Annotated in this window: 14 protein-coding genes, 4 tRNA genes and 1 other annotated feature; of the genes, 15 read left to right on the top strand and 3 right to left on the bottom strand. The window is 27.8% G+C overall.

Translation table 11 applies throughout. From position 1 onward, the window contains the following. The first annotated feature begins 23 nt into the window (after positions 1-23). The 7 genes from KIB46_RS07025 (at position 24) to KIB46_RS06995 (ending at position 5513) form a co-directional block, all read left to right on the top strand. Positions 24-99: transfer RNA gene (locus tag KIB46_RS07025), tRNA-Ala, on the top strand. Positions 100-1037: 938 nt separating this feature from the next. After that, positions 1038-1538, top strand: a complete 501-nt coding sequence (locus KIB46_RS07020; protein ID WP_291671276.1) for an HD domain-containing protein — start codon at positions 1038-1040, stop codon at positions 1536-1538. A 15-nt stretch (positions 1539-1553) separates the two neighbouring features. After that, complete coding sequence (locus KIB46_RS07015) at positions 1554-2066, top strand: transcription repressor NadR (protein WP_156558610.1); 513 nt, start codon at positions 1554-1556, stop codon at positions 2064-2066. Between the two features lie 19 nt (positions 2067-2085). Next, positions 2086-3480 carry an FAD-dependent oxidoreductase gene (locus KIB46_RS07010; protein WP_291671275.1) on the top strand — a complete coding sequence of 465 codons (1395 nt, stop codon included), beginning with the start codon at positions 2086-2088 and terminating at the stop codon, positions 3478-3480. A gap of 9 nt (positions 3481-3489) precedes the next feature. Continuing rightward, a complete protein-coding gene (locus KIB46_RS07005; protein ID WP_156558612.1) occupies positions 3490-3720 on the top strand; it encodes a DUF1667 domain-containing protein in 231 nt (76 codons plus the stop codon). Positions 3721-3778: 58 nt separating this feature from the next. After that, positions 3779-3971, top strand: a binding site (T-box leader). Positions 3972-4029: 58 nt separating this feature from the next. After that, on the top strand, positions 4030-5307 hold the full coding sequence (serS, locus tag KIB46_RS07000; RefSeq protein ID WP_156558613.1) for a serine--tRNA ligase: 1278 nt from the start codon (positions 4030-4032) through the stop codon (positions 5305-5307). Positions 5308-5422: 115 nt separating this feature from the next. Then, a tRNA-Ser gene (locus KIB46_RS06995) sits at positions 5423-5513 on the top strand. A 37-nt stretch (positions 5514-5550) separates the two neighbouring features. On the opposite strand, the gene KIB46_RS06990 is transcribed toward KIB46_RS06995, so the two are convergent. Further along, positions 5551-6360 (bottom strand): HAD-IIB family hydrolase, encoded by an 810-nt coding sequence (locus KIB46_RS06990; RefSeq protein WP_291671274.1) that lies wholly within the window; start codon positions 6358-6360, stop codon positions 5551-5553. Positions 6361-6499: 139 nt separating this feature from the next. On the opposite strand from KIB46_RS06990, the gene KIB46_RS06985 reads away from it, so the two are divergent. The 5 genes from KIB46_RS06985 (at position 6500) to addA (ending at position 15057) form a co-directional block, all read left to right on the top strand. Next, positions 6500-6590 (top strand) — tRNA-Ser (locus KIB46_RS06985). Positions 6591-6615: 25 nt separating this feature from the next. Further along, positions 6616-6706: transfer RNA gene (locus tag KIB46_RS06980), tRNA-Ser, on the top strand. 132 nt (positions 6707-6838) lie between these two features. Next, complete coding sequence (locus KIB46_RS06975; RefSeq protein WP_291671273.1) at positions 6839-7825, top strand: serine hydrolase; 987 nt, start codon at positions 6839-6841, stop codon at positions 7823-7825. Positions 7826-7931: 106 nt separating this feature from the next. Continuing rightward, positions 7932-11366 (top strand): helicase-exonuclease AddAB subunit AddB, encoded by a 3435-nt coding sequence (addB, locus tag KIB46_RS06970; RefSeq protein WP_291671272.1) that lies wholly within the window; start codon positions 7932-7934, stop codon positions 11364-11366. Next, the gene (addA, locus tag KIB46_RS06965) at positions 11353-15057 is read left to right on the top strand and encodes a helicase-exonuclease AddAB subunit AddA (RefSeq protein ID WP_291671271.1); all 3705 of its coding nucleotides are present in this window, start codon (positions 11353-11355) and stop codon (positions 15055-15057) included. Before addB ends, addA begins: the two co-directional genes overlap by 14 nt. Positions 15058-15064: 7 nt before the next feature. Here addA and KIB46_RS06960 read toward each other — a convergent pair whose 3' ends face one another. Together KIB46_RS06960 and KIB46_RS06955 are read right to left on the bottom strand one after the other, a co-directional pair. After that, positions 15065-16273 (bottom strand): CCA tRNA nucleotidyltransferase, encoded by a 1209-nt coding sequence (locus KIB46_RS06960; RefSeq protein WP_291671270.1) that lies wholly within the window; start codon positions 16271-16273, stop codon positions 15065-15067. Positions 16274-16407: 134 nt separating this feature from the next. Next, positions 16408-17577, bottom strand: a complete 1170-nt coding sequence (locus tag KIB46_RS06955) for a L,D-transpeptidase (RefSeq protein WP_291671269.1) — start codon at positions 17575-17577, stop codon at positions 16408-16410. A 147-nt stretch (positions 17578-17724) separates the two neighbouring features. Between KIB46_RS06955 and KIB46_RS06950 the strand changes: the two genes are divergently transcribed. The 3 genes from KIB46_RS06950 to KIB46_RS06940 all read left to right on the top strand — a co-directional run bounded on the left by KIB46_RS06950 (position 17725) and on the right by KIB46_RS06940 (position 22923). Further along, entirely contained in the window at positions 17725-18528 is an 804-nt protein-coding gene (locus tag KIB46_RS06950; RefSeq protein ID WP_291671268.1) for a DUF1189 family protein, read from the top strand. A gap of 66 nt (positions 18529-18594) precedes the next feature. Then, positions 18595-19800 (top strand): exonuclease SbcCD subunit D, encoded by a 1206-nt coding sequence (locus KIB46_RS06945; RefSeq protein WP_291671267.1) that lies wholly within the window; start codon positions 18595-18597, stop codon positions 19798-19800. After that, positions 19801-22923, top strand: a complete 3123-nt coding sequence (locus KIB46_RS06940; RefSeq protein ID WP_291671266.1) for an AAA family ATPase — start codon at positions 19801-19803, stop codon at positions 22921-22923. The last annotated feature ends 72 nt before the right edge of the window (positions 22924-22995 follow it).

The raw sequence follows: 22995 nt of genomic DNA, 5'->3' as shown, positions 1-22995 counted from the left end.
GTCCCTGAAGGTCCACCATTTTTGGGGGTATAGCTCAGTTGGGAGAGCACCTGCCTTGCACGCAGGGGGTCAAGAGTTCGAATCTCTTTATCTCCACCATAAAAGGAATTACAAAAGTAATTCCTTTTTTTTTATGATAAATTCTTAGGCTAAGTGTAACAATTAGCTTGTTTTTTGTTAAATACTTCTAAATGGGTCTCATATCTAAGATACTTTCTTGGTATATTGTTAGCATAACCTTTAACAATATCAACTTCTTTTTGGGTAACTTCCTAACGATCTATGGCTATTCTTTTTATAATTTTTTCTGCATAGCAGCTCAATGGAGAATTTATTTAATATACCATATATAACTAATTATAGATATTACTAAATACAATTTTTTTATTAGATATATAAAGTATAATACGATCAGAAAACTGATTTGGTGACTAATGGTTAATTAATGAGACATCAGTATTCTTGCTATATGGATAGCTTTTTATTCTTATAGCCTTGTAATTATATTGGGTAATATGAGGGCTATATTTACCATTAATTATATTTATATTAATTTCTCTTGAAATAGTAGATTTGTTTTTATTAAGCTCCTTAGCTATTTAGATACATTCCATACTAAATATAAATAGCAACGTTAATTTATAGTAATATGTTTGTAACTGATTCAGTCATGTACTTTAAAGTGGTTTTCTAGTCAATTATTGAACGTGCCCTGATGGGTTATTTTTTATGCTTAATTAGTGTTGCACTTTATATTGTAGTTTATCATATGAAAAGGCATAAGTTTTTTTATAGTATGTAGTATTCTTATAAAATTAAAGTTCGTAAAAGACATTAAGAATGAAGTAGTATCGCAATAAGATAAAAAAATTAATACTTGAACTTATTGCGTTACATAAAAGCGTTATTATTTAAATTTTTAATTAAATAATGGCCTTTTTTGTTTATATATCAAATATTGTGAGATAATTGATAGTAGATATTGATAGTGATATCATTATTACGTGCATAAGTTTAAGTGAGAGGTATATGTTATTATGTTATATAGAGTAAAACAATTTCTATGGGCTATTACAGCACCATTTATACCTATTAATGAAGAAATATTAAATAAATATTTAAGTAAGGAAGAAAAATGTTTATTTAATAAGCTAGGTACATCGGATAAGCATCATTCTATAAGAGTTTGTAAAGATGCATTAAATATATATTCAAATAAAACTAATATAGATGAAAAAAAACTAGCTAAGATAGCTTTATTACATGATATAGGGAAGAGTGAACATAAATTGAATGTAATTGATAAATCAGCTTTAGTTATCTTAGATAAGTTTATGAATGGGAATCTTATAAAATATAGTAATAATAAAAAGATAGATTTATATTATAATCATCCTAAGAAATCTATTAATATTTTAAAGAAATCAAATGGAATATATGATAGAGAATTTTTAGAGGCTATAGAAAAACATCATTATAAAAATGTAGGATCTAATATTTATTTAAATATTATAAAAGAGTGTGATGATAATAATTAAGATAGGGGGATATAGATGAATTCTAATGAGAGACGAAACGACATTATAAAAATGTTAGTAAACTTAAATGAACCAGTTAAAGGAAGTAGTTTAGCAAAAAAATATAATGTAACAAGACAAATAATCGTTAAGGATATAGCCTTATTAAGAGCAAGAGGAGAAAATATTATAGCAACACCAGATGGATATATGGTAGGTGGGGATAAATTTAATAAGATTACAGTTATAGTTGCTGTTAACCATAAAGAAGATGACTTAGAGTATGAATTAGGAGCTATAATTAAGTATGGAGGGGTTGTGGAAGATGTTATTGTAGAGCACCCTCTATATGGAGAGATAAAAGGAATGTTAATGATAAAAAACCTAAATGATTTAGAGAACTTTATAAAAAAATATAATGATAGTAGTGCAAAGATGTTATCTATATTAACAAATGGAATACATTTACATACTATATCTGCTGATACACAGGACAATATTAATTTAATATTAGATGAACTAAATAAAAGAGGTTTTTTAATTAAATAGGGTGGAGGAATAATATTTAATGGATTATGATGTATTAATTTTAGGTGGTGGAATACTAGGATGTTCTGTTGCTTATGAAATGTCAAAGTATAATTTGAATATTGCATTAATAGAAAAAGATTATGATATAGTCGATGATATCTCATTTGTGAATACATCAGTGGTTTATGATGGTTCAGAGACATCAAATGAATTAATGTCATCCCTTGAGAAAAATGGAAGTAAGCTAATTGAAGAGGCATGTTCCAAATTTAATGTTGCCTATAAGAAGGTTGGAGCTTTAAGAATAGCATCTGATGAAAAAGGTATAAAAGATATAATTAATATGTATGATAGGGCTAAAAAGAGGGGAATAGAAAATGTACATTTAATTGATAGCTCAGATGTATATGATATAGAGGCTAATATAAAATATGATGTAAAAAAATCATTATACTCAGAAAATGTAGCGATAATAGCACCCTATGATTTAGCTATAGCATATGGAGAGGTAGCAGCAGATAACGGAGTAAATTTTCGATTTGAAGAGAAGGTACTAGATATAAAGAGCATATCAAAGGGATTTAAAGTAACTACAAGTAAAAATAAATTTACATGTAAGGTTGTAATTAATACTATTCCAAATAAGAAATACATGATAGATGATGAAGAAATAAATAAACATGAAATAATGAATAACACAACTTATTTAGTAGTAGATGGGGATGATGGTAATGAACTAAGTAAAGTTATTATTAATACAATAGATGAAGATAAGTTTGTTTTAAATATACCTAACCTATCTAATGGCTATATTATTGGAATTAAAAGTTCTCATCAATTAACTGTAGAAGATGGAATAAAATATGCTAATAAGGTATTTCCAGAGGTTAGAAGAAATAATATAAGTAACATATTTAATGAAGAGTGTAATAAAAACCTAATGTATATTGATGATAGTAAAATTGATATGGGGTATATAAGTATAACGGGAACTCACTATGGGAAAATTACAATTGCACCTGCTATAGCTAAAACAATGAGCTATACTATAGCAAATAATATGAAAGCTACTTATAAAAAGAACTTTGTTGATAAGAGGAGAGAAGTATATAGATTTAGGGAAATGAATAAAGATCAAAGGAATGAAATAATTTCGCTAGATAAGAGATATGGAAATATAGTATGTATTTGTAATCAGGTATCTGAAGGAGAAATAGTTGATTGCATAAGAAGACCATTGGGTGCAAGAACTATAGAGGGAATAAAGAGAAGGACTGGTGCTGGCCTTGGAAGTTGTTATGGTTCGTATTGTGATAGAAAAATATTAAGTATTTTAGCAAGGGAAATGAATAAAAGACCTAGTGATGTAGTAGAAGATTCAAAGAATTCCCAATTATGGCCTAGTAGAATTAAGGAATTTAATGGTGTTTAGGGGGATAGTATGAAAGAGACATTTACAAGTATAGTAAGGATAAAGGGCGATGAAAGAAATCGTGTTATATCTGTAAAAAGTAATAAAGAAGTAGATAGAAGTGATTTTGTTGAATTTTCTAAGGTACTAGGTAGAATATATGTTGGAAGTTCAACTAAAGCTGGTGATATTATATGTAAAAATATACTTAATACAGGTATAGATATAATTTGTACAAAGAATATAGATAATAATATTTAGTTAAATATTGACAAGAAACAATAAGTTATAATATAGTAATGATATATTATAATTTAATATTAAACCTATGAAGAGGCTAGTAATAATAATTGCAATTTTAGAGAGTCAGTGGATGGTGTAAACTGATATTTAATTATTATGAATCCACCTTAGAGGGACTGTGATGAGCAGTACGGGAAATCGTTAAATTATTTAAGTGGATAGATACTTCTATCAATTAGGGTGGCAACGCGGAGTCTTTCGTCCCTTTTCAAGGGATGAATGGACTCTTTTTTATATGTAAATTAATATGTAGGAGGAATTTAATAAATGTTAGAATTAAAATTTGTAAGAGAAAATCCTGAAGTTGTAAAAAAGAATATTCAAAATAAGTTTCAAGATAGCAAACTTCCATTAGTAGATGAAGTTATAGCTTTAGATATTGAAAATAGAAAGACAAAAACAGAAGCTGATGAATTAAGAGCATCAAGAAATAAGATATCAAAGCAAATTGGTGCTTTAATGGGGCAAGGTAAGAAAGAGGAAGCTGAAGAAATAAAGAAGCAAGTTACAGCTCAATCTGAGCGTTTAGCACAATTAGAAGAAAAAGAATCAGAATTAGATAAGAAGATTAATGATATTATGATGGTTTTACCTAATATTATTGACCCAACTGTTCCAATAGGAAAAGATGATAGCGAAAATGTTGAGTTAGAGATTTTTGGAGATCCAGTTGTACCTGAATTTGAAATTCCATATCATACAGATATAATTGAAAAGTTAAAGGGAATAGATTTAGATAGTGCAAGAAAGGTTGCTGGGAATGGGTTCTACTACCTTATGGGAAATGTCGCTAGACTTCATTCAGCTATTATCTCATATGCAAGAGACTTCATGATAGATAGAGGATTCACATACTGTATACCTCCATTTATGATAAGAAGTAATGTGGTTACTGGAGTAATGAGCTTTGCTGAAATGGATGCAATGATGTATAAAATTGAAGGTGAAGATTTATATTTAATAGGTACAAGTGAACATTCAATGATTGGTAAGTACATAGATACAATATTACCAGAGGAATCATTACCTCAAACTTTAACTAGTTATTCACCTTGCTTTAGAAAAGAAAAGGGAGCACATGGAATAGAAGAAAGAGGTATATATAGAATTCACCAGTTTGAAAAACAAGAAATGATAGTTGTATGTCATCCAGATGAAAGTAAGATGTGGTTCGATAAGTTATGGAAAAATACAGTTGATTTATTTAGAACTTTAGATATACCAGTAAGAACTTTAGAATGTTGTTCAGGAGATCTAGCAGATCTAAAAGTTAAGTCTATAGATGTAGAGGCTTGGTCACCAAGACAAAAGAAGTACTTTGAAGTTGGAAGTTGCTCTAATTTAGGAGATGCACAAGCTCGTAGATTAAAGATACGTGTAAATGGTAAGGATGGTAAGTACTTCGCTCATACATTAAATAATACTGTAGTTGCACCACCTAGAATGTTAATAGCATTCTTAGAAAATAATTTAAATGAAGATGGATCTGTAAATATTCCAAAAGCATTACAACCATATATGGGTGGAATGACTGTTATAAAGTAATAATTTAGGCTAGTTATCAATGGATAACTAGCCTTCTTTTATATTTTAAATAAAAAAAGTTATTTTTTTTGTTGACATACTATATAAAAACTTGGTATAATACAATTCGTGATATGGAGAGATGGTCGAGTTGGTTTAAGGCACCGGTCTTGAAAACCGGCGTACCTTCACGGGTACCCAGGGTTCGAATCCCTGTCTCTCCGCCACAAAAAACCTCAACAAATTGTTGAGGTTTTTTTATTTCTAAATACATTCGTAAATGAACTTTGCAACAGAGTTATCTGTATTCTTTCCAATTACTTCAGTTGAAATATCTTTTAGATCTTGTACAGCATTTCCAATAGCATAACATTCATCAGATATATTAAACATAGGAATATCATTTAAATTATCGCCAAAGGTTATTAAGTTTTCAAAATTATATTTATCTTTTATTATTCTAATAGCATTTGCTTTTGAAGATTTTATATCATATATCTCTAGATTAACTATATCCTTATTGTAGGTATCTCTATATTTAACAATATATAAGTCATTAAGTAATTTTAATTTTTCATATAATGTGATAATTTTATCTTCATAGTCCATGATTGTAAAATATAAAACATCAAAATTTGGATTTAATTCTCCCTGGATAAAGGTTTTATATTTAGTTGCTTTTCTTGAATTATAAAATTCTAACTGGTAAGGATGTGTAAGTTTATCATAATATACGTAAAGGTGATTATTATTAATAGTATAAACAAAAGCATTAATATTAAAAGATTTTATTAGTTGATATACTTCTAACCCTTTTTCCTTTGGTAAAGAAGTGAAGTTTAAATATTTATTATTTTTTATATCATATATTGCAGAACCATTCATAGTTATTATGGGAAGCTTTATATTAATATCTTTTAGTATATTAACAATAGTCGCTGGAGTTCTTGCAGTTGCAATAGTAAAATTAATACCACTTTCTATTGATTTATTTAATAAAATAGCACTTTCTTTAGATACTTCAGCAGAATTATTCAATAAAGTACCATCTAAGTCTGAAACAAATAAAGTCATACTTTACCTCCTAATAAAAGATACTTTATTATATAATATAAATTAATTATTTTAAAATAATCTATAAAAATATAATTTAATTTTAAATAATCTGTTGACAATATATTGTATGGTTGATATAATAGCATCTGTAAGTTATGGAGAGATGGTCGAGTTGGTTTAAGGCACCGGTCTTGAAAACCGGCGTACCTTCACGGGTACCCAGGGTTCGAATCCCTGTCTCTCCGCCATTATATTTTTATATAGAAGGCACATGGAGAATTACTCAAGTGGCTGAAGAGGCGCCCCTGCTAAGGGCGTAGGCTGGGCAACTGGCGCCCGGGTTCAAATCCCGGATTCTCCGCCAAAAGGCATCTAACAAAAGTTAGATGCTTTTTTTTTATATTAAAAATATTACAAAAAGGTAACAAATTTTATTTGTTCATAAAATTATATATGTTACAATTTATATTGTATTGATAAACTTTAGGGGGATAAAATGAGAGGTGAAATAAAGAATAATGTAAAGAAGAAGAAAGTGGCTATAGTAATTATGATGATTATCATAATTTCTAGCGTTGGATTTACTTGGGTATCTAATGTAATTACAACAAAGGCAGCTGAACGAGAAAAATTAAAAGTTAAGAATGAAAAAATAATAGAGTTAAATAAACAAATTAAAGGAATATATGATAATGAAAATTATGCTATAGAGGAAGCTATAAATAATATGGTAAATGAATCGAATAGTTATGGAGTTTATTATGAGGATTTAATAAGTGGACAAGTTATAGCTTACAATGAAAATAAATATTTCACTGCAGCAAGTACAATTAAAGTGGCACTTGTTATGAATGTTGCAGATACAATACAGAGAGGAGAATTAAAAGAAACTGATACAGTACTTTATACATCTGAAGAATATGAAGGAGGAGCTGGGATACTTCAAGATTATGTGCTTGCTGGTAAAACAGAGGTAGAGGTTTCTAAGCTTATTGAATTAGCTATAATTTATTCTGATAATATAGCTACACAGATGTTAAAAAAGACCTGTGAACCAATAAGTTCGTATGTATTAAGAATAACTGGTGAGCCTAGAAATGATGAAATAAATAATTTAACAGCAAAACAACAAGGGATAATATTGAAGAGATTATATGATAATCCAGATAATAATCCACTTTATGACACTATAATAGAATACATGAAAAATACTATCTTTCATGATAGATTAGATAAGTATATACCTTATAAGGTAGTAGCTCATAAAGTAGGAAATTATAACGAATATACACATGATACAGGAATAGTATATTTAGAAAGACCATATTCATTATCTGTTTATACGCAATCTATTAATACTGAACCTATAGCCAAGCTTTCAAAGACAATATATGATTTAAAAATAAGTACTGATGAGCAAGTTAAATTATTAAAAGAAGCGTATAAAAATGAGTATGGTATAGATTTAGAAGAAGTTAATTAGAGTATCTAACAAAGATACTCTTTTTTTATATTTATAATACTTATAAAATAGAAATATAGGGAAAGTATTAAAAAGAAGAGATTAAATTCTTATAGGAGTAAAAAGTATGGGAATAAGATTTATTTATGGCAGGGCAGGAAGCGGAAAAAGTACATATTGTTTAAATTCAATAAAGAATAGGCTAAATGATAATAATAGTAATAGATTAATTTACTTAGTACCTGAACAATATACATTTCAAAGAGAAACTATGTTATTAAAAGATGTAGGTGAAGAAGGTTTATTAAGAGCTCAAGTTTTAAGTTTTAAAACTATGGCTCAAAGAGTTTTCGAAGAATGTGGTGGAAGAGTTCATGGCAGAATGAGGGATTCTGGAAAAAGCATGCTTATTCATAAAATATTGCAAGAAAGTGAAGAAGACCTTCAATATTTTAATAGAATTTCGAAAGAGCAGGGGTTTACAGATATAATATCAGATACAATAACTGAATTTAAGAAGTATAATGTTACTCCAGGTGTATTAAGAGAAGGAATAACCAAGGTAGATGATGAGGAATTACAATCAAAGTTAACAGATTTAGCTAATATATTTGAGAAATTTGACTTAAGTATTTCAGAAAACTTAATTGATACTGATGATGAGTTAACATACTTAGCGAATAAGTTAAGTAGTTGTGGGTTATATGATGACGCAGAGATATGGATAGATGAATTTACTACATTTACTCCTCAGCAGATGGAGGTAATAAAAGTATTAGCTAAAAGGTGTAAAGGGGTAAATATAGCTCTTTGTATGGATGAAGTTAGCAGTGGTGATGGTAGTGAAGTAACTGATATATTTAATTCATTAAAAACAACAGAATTAAGAATACTTAATATGATGAGGGATGAACATATAGGATATGAAAAGCCAGTTAATTTAAATAATAATAAAAATAATAGGTTTAAATATAATGATGAGTTAAAGCACCTTGAAAAGTATTTTTTTACGTATCCGTTTAAAGGTTATAAGCAAGATGTAAATACTATACGTTTGTATAAAGCAAATAATTCTTATGATGAAGTTGAGAATGTAGCAAAGGAAATATTAAGCTTTGTAAGAGATAAGGGATATAGATTTAGAGATATTTCAGTTGTGTGTAGAAATATAGATGATTATGAAAAAATAGCTGCAGTTATATTTAATGAATATGATATACCATTTTTCTTAGATAAAAAGATTGATATATTAAGCAATCCATTAATCGTTCTTATATTATCATCAATAGAAGTTATGATCAGAAATTGGTCATATGAAAGTGTATTTAAATATCTGAAGAGTGGTTTAGTTAACATTGATAGACATGAAATAGATATTTTAGAAAACTATGTGCTTGCTAATGGGATAAAGGGATTTAAGTGGACAAATGAATTAAGTATATCAGAAGAAGATAATGATGAAATAGATCCTATAAAAGTTATGATTAAGGTTAGAGAACCATTAATTAACCTACATTCTAAAATAAGAAGCAATAAGAGTGTAAAAGCAATATGTACTGCTATTTACGAGTTCTTAGTTGAACTAAATTGTTTTAATAGGATAGAAGAATGGATAAGTGAATTTGATGAATATGGTATGCAAGGTAAGGTTATGGAGTACCAACAAGTATCAGAAATAGTGATAGATATATTAGATCAGGCAGTTGATGTTATAGGGAACGATTTAATTACAATAAATGAATTCTATAAGATCTTAAATGCAGGTTTTCAAAATAAAGAGATAGGGATAATACCAATAGCATTAGATCAAGTAAATATAGGAGATATAGCAAGAATAAAGGGTAGAAATGTAAAAGTACTATTTATAGTTGGAGTTAATGACGGGATATTACCAGCAGCAAATAAGGATGAAGGTATTTTATCTGATAGGGATAGAGATTTACTTAAAGAAAATGGCATAGAATTATCATCAAGTACTAGGGCCAAAGTCTTTGAAGAACAGTATATGGTATACACTGCATTAACCTTAGCTAGTGACTACTTAATGATAAGTTATCCTATGGCTGACTTTGAAGGAAAGTCATTGAGATCATCTATTGTAATACCAAGATTAAAGAGGATTTTTCCTAAGTTAGTAGAAGAAAGTGATTTATTTAATTTAAAGGAAAAAGCAGATAAGTATAGTAAAGTTACTGCTCCAATACCAACATTTAATGAATTAATATTAGCCTTAAGAAGAAACTATGAGAATGAAGAGGTAGAGGCTTATTGGAAAGATGTATATTGTTGGTATAAAGATAAGGAAGAGTTCTATAATAAGTCAGGAAATATACTTGAAGGGTTAAAATATTCTAATGATGGAGAAGTAGTAGCTAGAGAAAAGCTTAAGAAGTTATATAGCATAAAAGATGGTAGGTTATTATTTAGTGTTTCAAGATTAGAAAATTATGCAGAATGTCCATTTTCATATTTTATAAAATATGGTCTTAAAGCTAGAGATAGAAAGGTATATGAATTTTCAGCTCCAGATTTAGGGTCTTTTATGCATGAAATTTTGGATGAGTTCACTAATAAGGTTAAGAGAGAAAGAATATCTTGGTCAGAATTAAACTCTGAAAGGTGTAGAAGTATAGTATCTGATTTAATAGAAAGAAAGCTTATTGAAGATAGCAATTCTATACTTAATAGTAGTAAAAAATATAAGTATTTTACTAATAGGTTTAAAAGAGTTATAGCAAAGTCTGTATCAGTTTTAGCTGAACAAATGAGGAAAGGACAATTTGAGATATTTAGTAATGAATTTCAGTTTGGTAATTTAAGAGATGGAGCTCCAATTAAGCTAGAACTACCTTCAGGAGAAGATGTATATCTCACTGGAAGAATAGATAGAATAGATAGTTTAGATCTTAATGGAAACACTTATATAAGAGTAATAGATTATAAATCAGGTTCTAAGAAATTCGATTTAAATGAATTATATTATGGATTACAAATTCAGTTATTAGTTTATTTAGATGCGATTCTTAAGAATTCACAATATATACTTCATACTCAAGCTATGCCAGGGGCAATATTATATTTTAAAATTGATGATCCTATTATAAAAAGTAAGTCAGAGCTTCAAGATGAGGAGATAAGAAAACAAGTATTAGATAAGCTAAAGATGAATGGGTTACTTTTAAAGGATGCTGAATTGGTAAAAGCTATGGATAATGATATGGAGACATATTCGTTAGTAATACCAGCCACATTTAAAAAGGATGGAGATTTTTCATCAAATAGTTCAGTAATTACTGAAGAGCAATTTAACATATTAAGAGAATACGTTAATTTTAAGATGATTGAGCTATGTGAGGATATGTTAAGTGGGAAAATAAGAATAGAGCCATGTAAGAATCAAAGAACTGCTTATTGTGATTACTGTGATTATTCAGCTATATGTCAATTTGATACTAGTATAAAAGATAATAAATATAAACTTGTTTTAAAGAAAGATGATAAAGAAATATGGAATGACATGATAGAAAAGGTTAAAGGAGGTTCAGAGGATGGGGGAAACTAAGTGGACAGAAGAACAGCAGAAGGCTATAGAGACAAGAAAGTGCAACTTATTAATAGCAGCAGCAGCTGGTTCAGGAAAAACAGCTGTATTAGTTGAAAGAATAATAAGAATTATAACAAATGAAGAGAGCCCAGTAGATATAGATAGATTATTAGTAGTTACCTTTACTAGTGCGGCTGCATCAGAAATGAGGGAAAGAATAGCATCAGCTATAACAAAAGCGTTAGAGAAAATTCCAAATTCAAGGAACCTTCAAAAGCAACTTACATTATTAAGTAGAGCTAATATAACTACAATGCATTCCTTTTGTTTAGATGTTATAAAAAATAACTTTCATATAATTGATTTAGACCCTGCCTTTAGAATATTAGATGAAACAGAAGGAATGTTATTAAGAAGTGAAGTATTAGAGGAATTATTTGAAGATAAATATGAAAATGATGATAAAGAGTTTTTAGACTTAGTAGAAGCGTATAGTGATTCAAAAAGTGATGATAAATTAAAAGATATAGTATTAGACTTATATAAATTCTCAATGAGTGGACCATGGCCTCAAAGATGGTTAAGAGACAAGAGTGAAGAATTTAATATAAGTACTATTGAAGAGCTAGATAAGAGTTCATGGATGAAGGTATTTATAGAAAACTTAGTTATTGAGTTGCAAGGATTAATTAGTATGGAGGAAAAGGCATTAGAGTTATGTGGAGAAACTAGTGGCCTAGAACCTTATATAGATACCTTTAGAGATGATATAACAATGCTACAGATGATTTATGAACATTTAGGTACTGGAGTAGAAAATATATATAATAGATTATCTTCAGCTAGCTTTTCAAAGTTAAAAACTGTAAGGAAAGCCAATGTATCTGATGAGAATGTTCAAAGTAGAGTAAAAGCTATAAGAGATGACGTTAAAAAGAAAATAAATAAGTTAAGAGATGAGATATTCTCTATGACTCCAGATGAAATGTTGCATTCAGTTAAAGCATCATATCCTTATATGAAAACACTATCTAACTTAGTGATAGAATTTCAAGATAAGTTCTCTAATGCTAAAAAGGAAAGAGGAGCTTTAGATTTTAATGATTTAGAACATTTATGTTTAAAAATATTAACTAGTGAGAACTCAGGGGTTGCTGATAATTTTAAGGAATATTTTGATGAAGTATTAGTAGATGAATATCAAGATTCAAATGCAGTTCAAGAAGCGATTATAGATTTAGTATCTAGAAAGTATAGTGATAATCCAAATGTATTTATGGTTGGAGATGTTAAGCAAAGTATATATAGATTTAGACAGGCAAAACCAGAATTATTTCTTGAAAAGTATAATACTTATTCAAAAGAACAAGGAAAAAATATAAAAATTCAACTTTATAAAAACTTTAGAAGTAGAGATGAAGTAATTAAAGGTGTAAATTATATCTTTAAAGAGATAATGTCCAGGGTTGTTGGTGAGCTGGAGTATACCGATGAAGAAGCTTTGAATTTAGGTGCTAGTTATAGGGAAGCAGAAGAGGATAACTATGTAGTTGGAGGAAAAATAGAATTAAATATATTGGATAAGTCAACAGAGGTTGAGGAAGAAATATTAATTGATGAAGAGGAAGATTTAGGAGCCATAAACCTAGAGGCTAGAATTGTTGCTAACAGAATAAAAGAGTTATTAAGTAATAAAGATGGAAAAGTGTTCAAGGTATTAGATAAAGGAACAGGAGAATACAGACCTGTAACTTACAAGGATATAGTTATACTATTAAGGGCTACAAAGAACTGGTCAGAAGTATTTTTAGATGAACTTGGTGCCGAGGGAATACCAGTTTATGCAGATACAGGGTCAGGATATTTTGAATCAATAGAGATAAGAACTATAATGTCTTTACTTAAAGTTATAGATAATCCTATGCAGGATATACCTTTAATAGCTCTATTAAGATCACCTATAATGAGTTTTTCAGCTGAAGATCTTACTAATATTAGATTAATAGATAAAGATAAATACTTTTATGAGAATATAATATCTATATCAAATGAAGAATTTGATTGTGAAAAGGAACTTGTTGAAAAGTGTAATATTTTTTTAGAGAGATTAAATGTATGGAGAAAGAAATCTATATATACGCCAATAGATGAATTTATATGGTATCTATATACTGATACTGCTTATTATGGATATGTTGGAGCAATGCCAAATGGAGTGTTAAGACAGGCTAATTTAAGAATTCTTTTTCAAAGAGCTAAGCAATATGAACAAACAAGTTTTAAAGGATTATTTAATTTTATCAATTTTATCAATAAGTTAAGAAAGTCTTCAGGGGATATGGGAAGTGCTAAGGTTTTAGGTGAAAATGAAGATGTTGTTAGAATAATGAGTATACATAAAAGCAAAGGGCTTGAGTTCCCAGTAGTATTTGTATGTGGATCAGGAAAGCAATTTAATTTAATGGATTTAAATAATAATATCTTATATCATGAAGAACTAGGATTTGGTCCAGAACTTGTTGATTTAGATAAGAGAGTAAGTTATCCAACTTTACCTAAAGAAGCAATAAAGCAGAGAATACGGCTTGAAACATTATCAGAAGAAGTAAGAATTCTTTATGTTGCATTTACTAGAGCTAAGGAAAAATTAATCATAACTGGAGCTGTTAATGGATTGGAAAAGTGGATAACTAAGTGTTGCAATGCAGCAGCTCTGGATAAGGATATAATACTTCCATCAGAAGTATTAAAGGGTAAGTCTTATTTAGATTGGATTGGTATGTCTATATGTAAGCATAGAGATGGTGAAAGTTTAAGAGAGTTAGTTGGAGTAAATGACATAAGCATAAAAGATGACTTATCCACATGGAGTGTAAAAACATGGACTAAATCTGATTTAATTGTGGATAAAAAAAATTCTGATGTGGATGAAATTAATGAAGAGAACCTGTTGATAAATTTTGATTGTTCATCTGTGGATAAGGAAATAGAAAGAAGATTAGATTTTAGATATAAATTTAGAGAATCTACATTAATAAAAAGTAACTTCTCAGTTTCTGAATTAAAAAAGAAGAATTTTGAACAGATTCCTGTAATAGATACAGAAGAATTATTTAAAGAAGATATATGTAATATAAAGCCTAAGTTCTTACAAGAGGAAAGAGGTCTTACAGGGGCTGAAAAGGGAACAGCTATGCACTTTGTAATGCAGAAGGTAGATTTAAGTAGAGTAAACACTGTTGAAGAAATAAAAGAACAATTAAAAGAGTTTGTTGATATGGAACTACTTAGTAAGGAAGAATATAGAGTAATAAGTCCATATAAGATTAAGAAGTTTTTTGTTAGTAAACTTGGGGAAAGAATGCTAAGGGCATATAATAGGGGAGATAGAGTATATAGAGAATTACCATTCTATACGGAAATAGACGTTCATAGAATAGATCCTGATTTACCGAAAGAGGTTGAAGGGGATAAAGTTAGGTTACAAGGTGTTATTGATAGTTTCTTTTATGAAGAAGATGAAGTTATACTTTTAGATTATAAGACTGACTATGTTGAACAAGGTAACGAAGAAGAGTTAATAAATAAGTATAAAATGCAAATTCAGTATTATAAAGAAGCTTTAGAAAAAATAACTAAGACAAAGATAAAGGAATGTTACTTATATTCATTTTATTTAGAAAAGGAAATATTAGTTGAGGTGAACTAGAAAATATCTAGTCCACCTCCTTTTTTATATATTTTTTTGCTTCTTCAAGAAGAAGTGTAGTATCGTTATTTATGGTTTCATTAATAACAAGAGTTAATAAGTAATTTAAGGTTTCACCAAGTATTTTTCCAGAGTTGAGTTGAAGGTTACTTTTTAGTATAGAACCATTTATATTAAGTTCTTTTATATACAGAGTATCATTATTAGAAATTATATAATTAGAGTGTTTTTTAAAATTATCTAACTTTTTTTCTTCTAAGACTTCATACATACTAATTAAATTATTAATGTTATTTCTCCCAACATTAGCAATAATATTTTTAACTTCAATTTTAGAGGCAGTATTACTTATATACTTATAGTTACTAATAAATAAATATATTTTGTTTATTTCATTATTGCTAAATCTAAGGTCCTTCAATAATAGTTTTACTTTATCAGGATCAGTATTTCTAAATAATCCACTAATTCTTATACAAATGTCTTTGGGTAAAAGTGATAGATTTTTATTTAATTGAATAACTTCACCTATATTTGAGAAAATAAGTGAAGAAATTTTAGTTTCGTTTAAATAATTTAATCCATTAATAGGATTATGACATAGTAAAATTTTTTCAAGTTCATCTCTAATTCTTTCTTTACTAATGTTATTTATAAGTTTATAGTTGTTCTTTATACTACAATAAGTTTTTTTATCAATATTAAAATTTAATTGAGCACTAAATCTTATAGCTCTAAGCATTCTTAAAGCATCTTCATTAAAACGGGTATTTGGATCACCCACACATTTTATTAGCTTACTATCTAAATCACTTAATCCATTAAAATAGTCCAATAGACCAGCCTTATAGTTGTAAGCAAATGCATTTACAGTAAAGTCTCTTCTAGATAGATCTTCTTTTATATTAGTAACAAAGTTTACTTCATTAGGATGTCTATTATCTATATACTTTCCTTCTGTTCTATATGTAGTAACTTCATATGGTATTTCATTAATAATTACTGTAATAGTCCCATGTTTAATTCCAGTAGGAATAGTTTTTAAAAATAATTTCTGTGTAATATCTGGTGGAGCAGAAGTAGCAATATCATAGTCTGTTGGAGTTTTGTTAAGAAGTAAATCCCTAATACATCCACCTACCATGAAAGCTTCATATCCATTCTTATAAAATGTGTCTATAATTAATTTTACATTGCTAGGAATATTAAAGTTCATATTATTCCTCCTAAAAAATTTACCTCAATGAATATTATAAGGTATCCATTGAGGTAAGTTAAGCTTAAGATACTTTAAGTTTAATTAATTCTATGGTCTCATGTAATACTTATAAAAACAATATTAACTAGTTTTTATTTAATTATTACCTTGGTACCCTTTGGAATATTATCATATATCCATTTAGAATCTTCATCCTTTAATCTAATGCATCCATGAGATGCAGGAGTTCCTAGTGTATGATCTACTATATTTGTTTTTTCTTTATTATAAGGAAGTGAGTGGAATAAGTAGTCCCCTAAGAACTGAACCCAGTATTTTCCCCCTTGGTTATATTGCTCAGAGAAGAACCATTGTCCTTTTTCTTTGATAGTATAAACACCTTGAGGAGTTTCTTCTCCCTTTATACCTGTAGAGCAAGTAAAAGTCTTTTCTAGATTCCAATTTTTTAATTTTCCATTATAAATATAAGTTTTTTGAGCATTTAAATCTACATGAATTAAATAAGGAGTCAAGCTTTCAATAACTAATTCATTTATATTTGAAGTTGATATATTGTTGATAATAGATGCAGAAGCAGCTTGAGCAGCTTCATTTTGTTTTGCTAGATAATTAGCTCTACTATTTTTTATTTCATTAGTTTTATCAAGTATTTCATTATCATTTCCTAGTATATAATTAAAATCTTCAATTAGGCCCAATGCCTTTGTATAATAATGATTACTAGATAATGAATCAACTTGATTTAATAAGTCAGATTTTATATTTGTTTTACATTTATCCATATAGGATAGAGCGTTTTTATATTCAGAGTCACTAGAATTAATTTTATTAAATGAATCATATGCCTTGGCATATTGCTGTGAATTAAATAGGGATACGCCTTTATTAAAATCATCATTATCTGAATTAGTAAAAAGTGTAGTATTATCTGAAGAAGATAAGTTATATCTATATATTTCTTTAGTTATGTCAAGAGCATCATTTAAAGATATTTCCTCATCAGAAATAGCTTCAGATAAATAATCTAATTTATTGTTAAAATATTGAGAAAGGTCTTTTTCTAATAAGATAGCCTTAAATGGATTAAGGTTTTCTGTAGTTAATACAATATTATTTGCATTAGAAAACTTCTTTTCATCAAAATAATAAGTAAAGTTGCGTACTAATAATTTATAACTAAAAAACTCATATATAATTACAGATGCTATAATTAATACAAAAAGTAGAATAGATAAATATAATTTAAAATTTGATTTATTACGTTTATTATTAACAAATAAATGCGAGCTATTATTATACATAAAACTCCTCCTTGATAATGCAATATATAATAATCATTGACTAAAAACACTAATATTAATCATAGGATATATAGATACTAGTTGAATTAAGTGTTAATAAAGATGTAGAATGTATTTATAATTAATATTGAGATTATGGAGGATATAATGAAAAATAAAAGCTTTTTTGAGAAATTTAAAAATTCTATATATAACATAAGAGAGTTTCCAAACTATATAAGAGAAGGTGTTGGAAAAGCAATATTATATGCTTTAATATTAAGTATTATTTTGGGTGGGATAAAAGGTATAACTACAACATTTACTTTAAATAAGGATATAAATTTAGCTATACAAACTTTAGAAGATGATAAATATAAGTTTAAGATAGAAAATGGAACTTTAGATTTAGTTACTTCACCACTAAAAATAGAAAATGGAAGTACATTAATTTATTTAGATGAGAACAAGGATATTAGTCAATCTGAGGAATTAAAAAATATAACGGTTCATTTAGATTCGTACATACTTATATTAAAGGATGGTATTGTTACAAATTCAGAAGTAATGCTAGGATTTTCTCAAGCAAAATATAGTGACTTTTTAGGTGGTATGATTATTACTAATGATAATATTGTAGAAACCCTAAGATTAAGTAGTAAATTTATTTATGTAATTATACCTATAATTACGATACTTGAAACATTTATGACGTTAATTATGGATGCATTAATAATAGGTATAATGTTATTATTAACGAATTTTATATTTAAATTAGGGTTAAGATTTTCTCAATTATTTTCTTTAGCTATATATGCAGCTACTTTACCAGCAATATTAATACTTATTTTAAATATAATTGTTCCTAATGTATATTTGGATTCTGTAAGGGTACTTGGAACCTTCCTTTATTCTTTTATAGTATTAAGAAATATGAGAAGTGAAATTGATGAAAATATGAATATTCAATAAAGAGGTGGCTATGCCACCTTTTTATATTTTATAATTAAGTTAAGAATAAATTTTGGAGGGGTTAAAATGAAAATAATTCATACTGGTGATTGGCACATAGGAAAAATAGTAAATGAGTTTTCGATGATAGATGATCAAAGATATATTTTAAATGAGCTTATTAAATTAATAAATTTTGAAAAACCAGATGTTCTTATTATTGCTGGTGATATTTATGATAGATCTATTCCACCAGTAGAAGCAGTTGATTTATTAAATGAAGTTTTTAGTAAAATATTGATAGATAATAAGGTTAAGATTGTAGCTATATCTGGAAATCACGATAGTGGAGAGAGGGTATCTTTTGGTAGCAAAATATTAGAAAAAGAAGGTCTATATATACAAGGAATAATTGAAGATGAAATAAAAAGTATAAGGATAGATGATGAGGAAGGTAGTGTTAACTTTTATATGATTCCTTATGTTGATCCAGCAATATTAAGAAGAAAGTTTAATAACCCTGAAATAAGAAACCATAATGATGCAATGAAAGAATTAATTAATAGGATTAAGCCAAGCTTAAATGAAGGTGAGAGAAATATAGTAGTTACACATGGGTATGTAACATATAAGAGGAAGGATGCCATGGATAAAGATGTAGAGAATCTATATGAGTTAGCTGAGTTAGAGGTATCAGATTCTGAAAGACCTTTATCAATTGGAGGAACAGATTTAATTGATAGTGATAATTTTGATTGTTTTGATTATGTAGCTTTAGGGCATTTACATGGTAGACAAAAAGTTGGAAGAGAAGAAATAAGATATTCAGGGTCATTAATGAAATATTCATTTTCAGAAATTAATCATAAAAAAGGTGTAGTTATTATTGAGATTGATGGAAATAAGAATATTAACATAAGGCAAGAAGAGTTAAGCCCAAAAAGAAATATGAGAATTATAAAGGGGCCATTAGATGAATTAATAAAAGCAGGGTTAGAAGATTGTTCTAATAGAGAAGATTATATTCAAGCAATACTAACAGATGAAAGGGAGATAATAGACCCTATAGGAAAGTTAAGGAGTGCTTATCCTAACATAATGATTCTTAAGAGAGAAGAAAAGAAGAATATAGGAACAAGCCTTACAGCTGCATCAAAAGGATATAAAAGTAAAAGTGAATTAGAATTATTTGAAGAATATTATGATAGACTAGGTTCTGGTGAATTTACAGAAGAGAAGAAGGAAGTAATAAGAAATGTAATAAATGAAGTTTTTAGAGAGGAGGGGAAGTAATTGAAACCAATAAAGTTAATAATGTCTGCATTTGGTCCTTATGCAAGTGAGGAAGTAATAGACTTTGAAATTTTGAACGGGAAGAATATATTTTTAATTACTGGTCCTACTGGTGCAGGAAAAACAACTATTTTTGATGCAATTAGTTACGCATTATTTGGAGAGGCAAGTGGGAGTAGTAGAGAGAATGACTCTTTAAGAAGTGATTTTGCACAAAAAGATAAATTAACATATGTAGAACTAGACTTTGAACTTAGAGGTGAAGTGTATCATATAAGAAGAGTTCCTCAACAGCTAAAACCTAAGGTAAAGGGAGAGGGATTTACTAATCATTCTGCAGAAGCTGAATTAGTGTTACCTGATGGTAAAGTAAAGACTGGTGCCATGAATGTAACAAATGAAATAAATGCTTTAATGGGAATAAATAAAGAACAATTCAAGCAAATTGTTATGTTGCCTCAAGGAGAGTTTAAAAGGCTATTACTTGCGGACTCAAAAGAGCGTGAAGGTATATTTAGAAAAATATTTAGCACATATACTTATGAAAAGATACAATCAATATTAAATGATAAGGCTAGCACATTAAGAAAAGAGTTAGAAAAGTCACAAGATAGAGTTAGAACGAATGTTAAAAATATAAAAAGTAAAGAAGCTATAAATATTGATGATTTTATAGAATTTGATTATTTAATAAATAAGATAGATTTAATATTAGAACAGGATGCTTCATCATATAAAGAATTAGAAAAAAGGTATAACGATATTTCCAAGGAAATATTAGTTTTACAGGAAAGAAGGATAAAATCAAAAAACACTAATGACTTGTTGAAAGAAAAAGAAAGTATATCTGAAAAAATTAATGATATGCTTTTGAGAAAGAATGAAATAGATAAAAAAGAAGTTATTTTAAAAAGAGCTATTAATGCTAAAGAAATAATATATGTAGAAGATAATTTATCTTCTAGGGAAAGAAGCAAAAAGCAGAAAGAAGAAGAGGTAGAACATAGTAAAAATATTTTAAATAGAGTAAAAGATGAATTAAGTAAGGCTGAGGAAAACTTAAAAGCTCAAGAAGAAAAAGAAGAAGAACGAACTAAAATAAGAGAAGAGATAAGTGTCCTTAAGGAAAAGGAATCAAAGGTTAAAAGTATTGAAGATAAAAAAAGTAAGATAAAGATACTTAACAGAAGTATAGATTTAAATAAGCTGAAATCGGAAGAGGAAAATAGATTAATAAAAGAGTTAAAAAAAGAAAAGGAAGAAGTTACTGAGAGATTAAAAGCTATTAATGAGTTAGAAAAAGATAGAATTAAGTTAGAGGGGATTGAGAAGGAAAAGAATGAATTAATTATTAAGGTTAGAGAAGTTTATAAAAATATAGCTAGATTTTATGAAGAAAAAAAGAAACATAGGGAAATCGCAGTAACATTTGAAGGAATTGAAGTTTCTTATAAGAACCAAAAAGAAGAGTACGAAAGAAAAGAAGAAATATACATGAAGGAACAGGCAGGAATATTAGCTCTTAACTTAAAGAAAGATACTCCTTGTCCTGTATGTGGATCTTTAGAACATCCTAGTCCAGCAAAAAGGATGGATAATATACCTACAGAAGAAGAATTAAAGAGTATTAAAAATATATATGAGAAAAAACAAGATGAATATAATAAGATTCTAATGGAAATGGCCAAGGTGAAGCAATCAGTTGATGTAGTAATAAGTGATGCTATAACTCCTAGGTTAAAAGAGTTATCTAGTGAAATTAATTGTAGTGAGATATTTAATGACAATTCATTTGAAGAAATAAAAATTAAAGGAATAGAGTTAAGTAATGAATTAAATAAGTTAAAAATTCAAAGGGAATCACTAGAAAAAGAAATAAGTAAAAGGGAAAAACTTGAATTAAGATTATTAGACATAGAAAAGTTACTTAATGATAAAGAGGAGACTTTAAATAAGTTAAATAATGAATATACAAATTTATTTGGTGAATTAAGAGCTGAAGAAGAGACTTTAAATAATATAGAGAAGGAAGTTCCAGAAGAATTAAGGTCGCTAAACTTATTAAATAAAAAAATAGTTAGCCTTGAAGAATATTTAAATACATTAATAAAGAATTTAGATTATACAAGAGAGTTAAAAAATAGCCTTAATAATAAGTTAACTTCAGAGCAATCAAAGGTAAAAGAATTAGAGAAAGCAATAGATGAGTTAAACAATGATATAAAAGATATTAAAACTAGCATAAATATTAAGCTGAAAGAGTTAAACTTTATTAACTATGAGGAATATGAAGATTCTAAAAAGTATATTTCACTAATAGATTCATATACTTTAGAGATTAATTCTTACAGGGAAGATATAAAATCCTTAAAGGATAGAGAGAAAGATTTAATAAAAAAGACAGAGAACTTTAATTTTGTGAATTTAGAAGAATTAGATTTGGAGATAAATAGCAAACAGGTTAATTTAAAAGAAGTAGATCAAAACATAAAAGAAGTTTATTCGCTAATTAATAATAATTCAGCAATATTAAAAGAAATAAAGGCTATAGAAAAATTAATTTCATATAAAGAAGAAGAATACAAAGTAATAGGTGAATTATCAAATCTAGCAAATGGTAAAAAGAGTCCATATATTACATTTGAAAGGTTTGTTTTAGCATCATATTTCCAAGAAATAATAGATTCTGCTAATATAAGATTATCAAAAATGACTAACGATAGATTTATATTAAAAAGAAAAGAAGATAAAGGAAAGGGAACATCGCAGCAAGGGTTAGAGTTAGAGGTATATGATAATTATACAGGCAAAAGCCGACATGTTAAAACTCTATCTGGAGGTGAAAGCTTTAAGGCTTCATTATCATTAGCATTAGGTTTATCTGATGTAGTTCAAGCTAATGCAGGGGGAATATCATTAGATACTATGTTTATAGATGAAGGTTTTGGAACATTAGATCCTGAATCCTTAGAAAATGCAATAAACACATTATTAGAGCTACAAAGAAGTGGAAGACTGGTAGGAATAATATCGCATGTACCAGAATTAAAAGAAAGAATAGAAGCTCAATTAGAAATAAATGTATCTGCAGAAGGTAGTAGTACAAAATTCAATATAAATTAGTTTAGAGGGAGAAATCCCTCTATTTTTACTATCTAGAAAAGTATAAAATTTCAATTAGCTATAAATCAAAGG

The organism is Clostridium sp. (genome assembly GCF_018372875.1).
Taxonomy (GTDB): domain Bacteria; phylum Bacillota; class Clostridia; order Clostridiales; family Clostridiaceae; genus Clostridium.
Note: the sequence above shows the minus strand (reverse complement) of the source record. Positions and strands in the feature narration are given on the sequence as shown.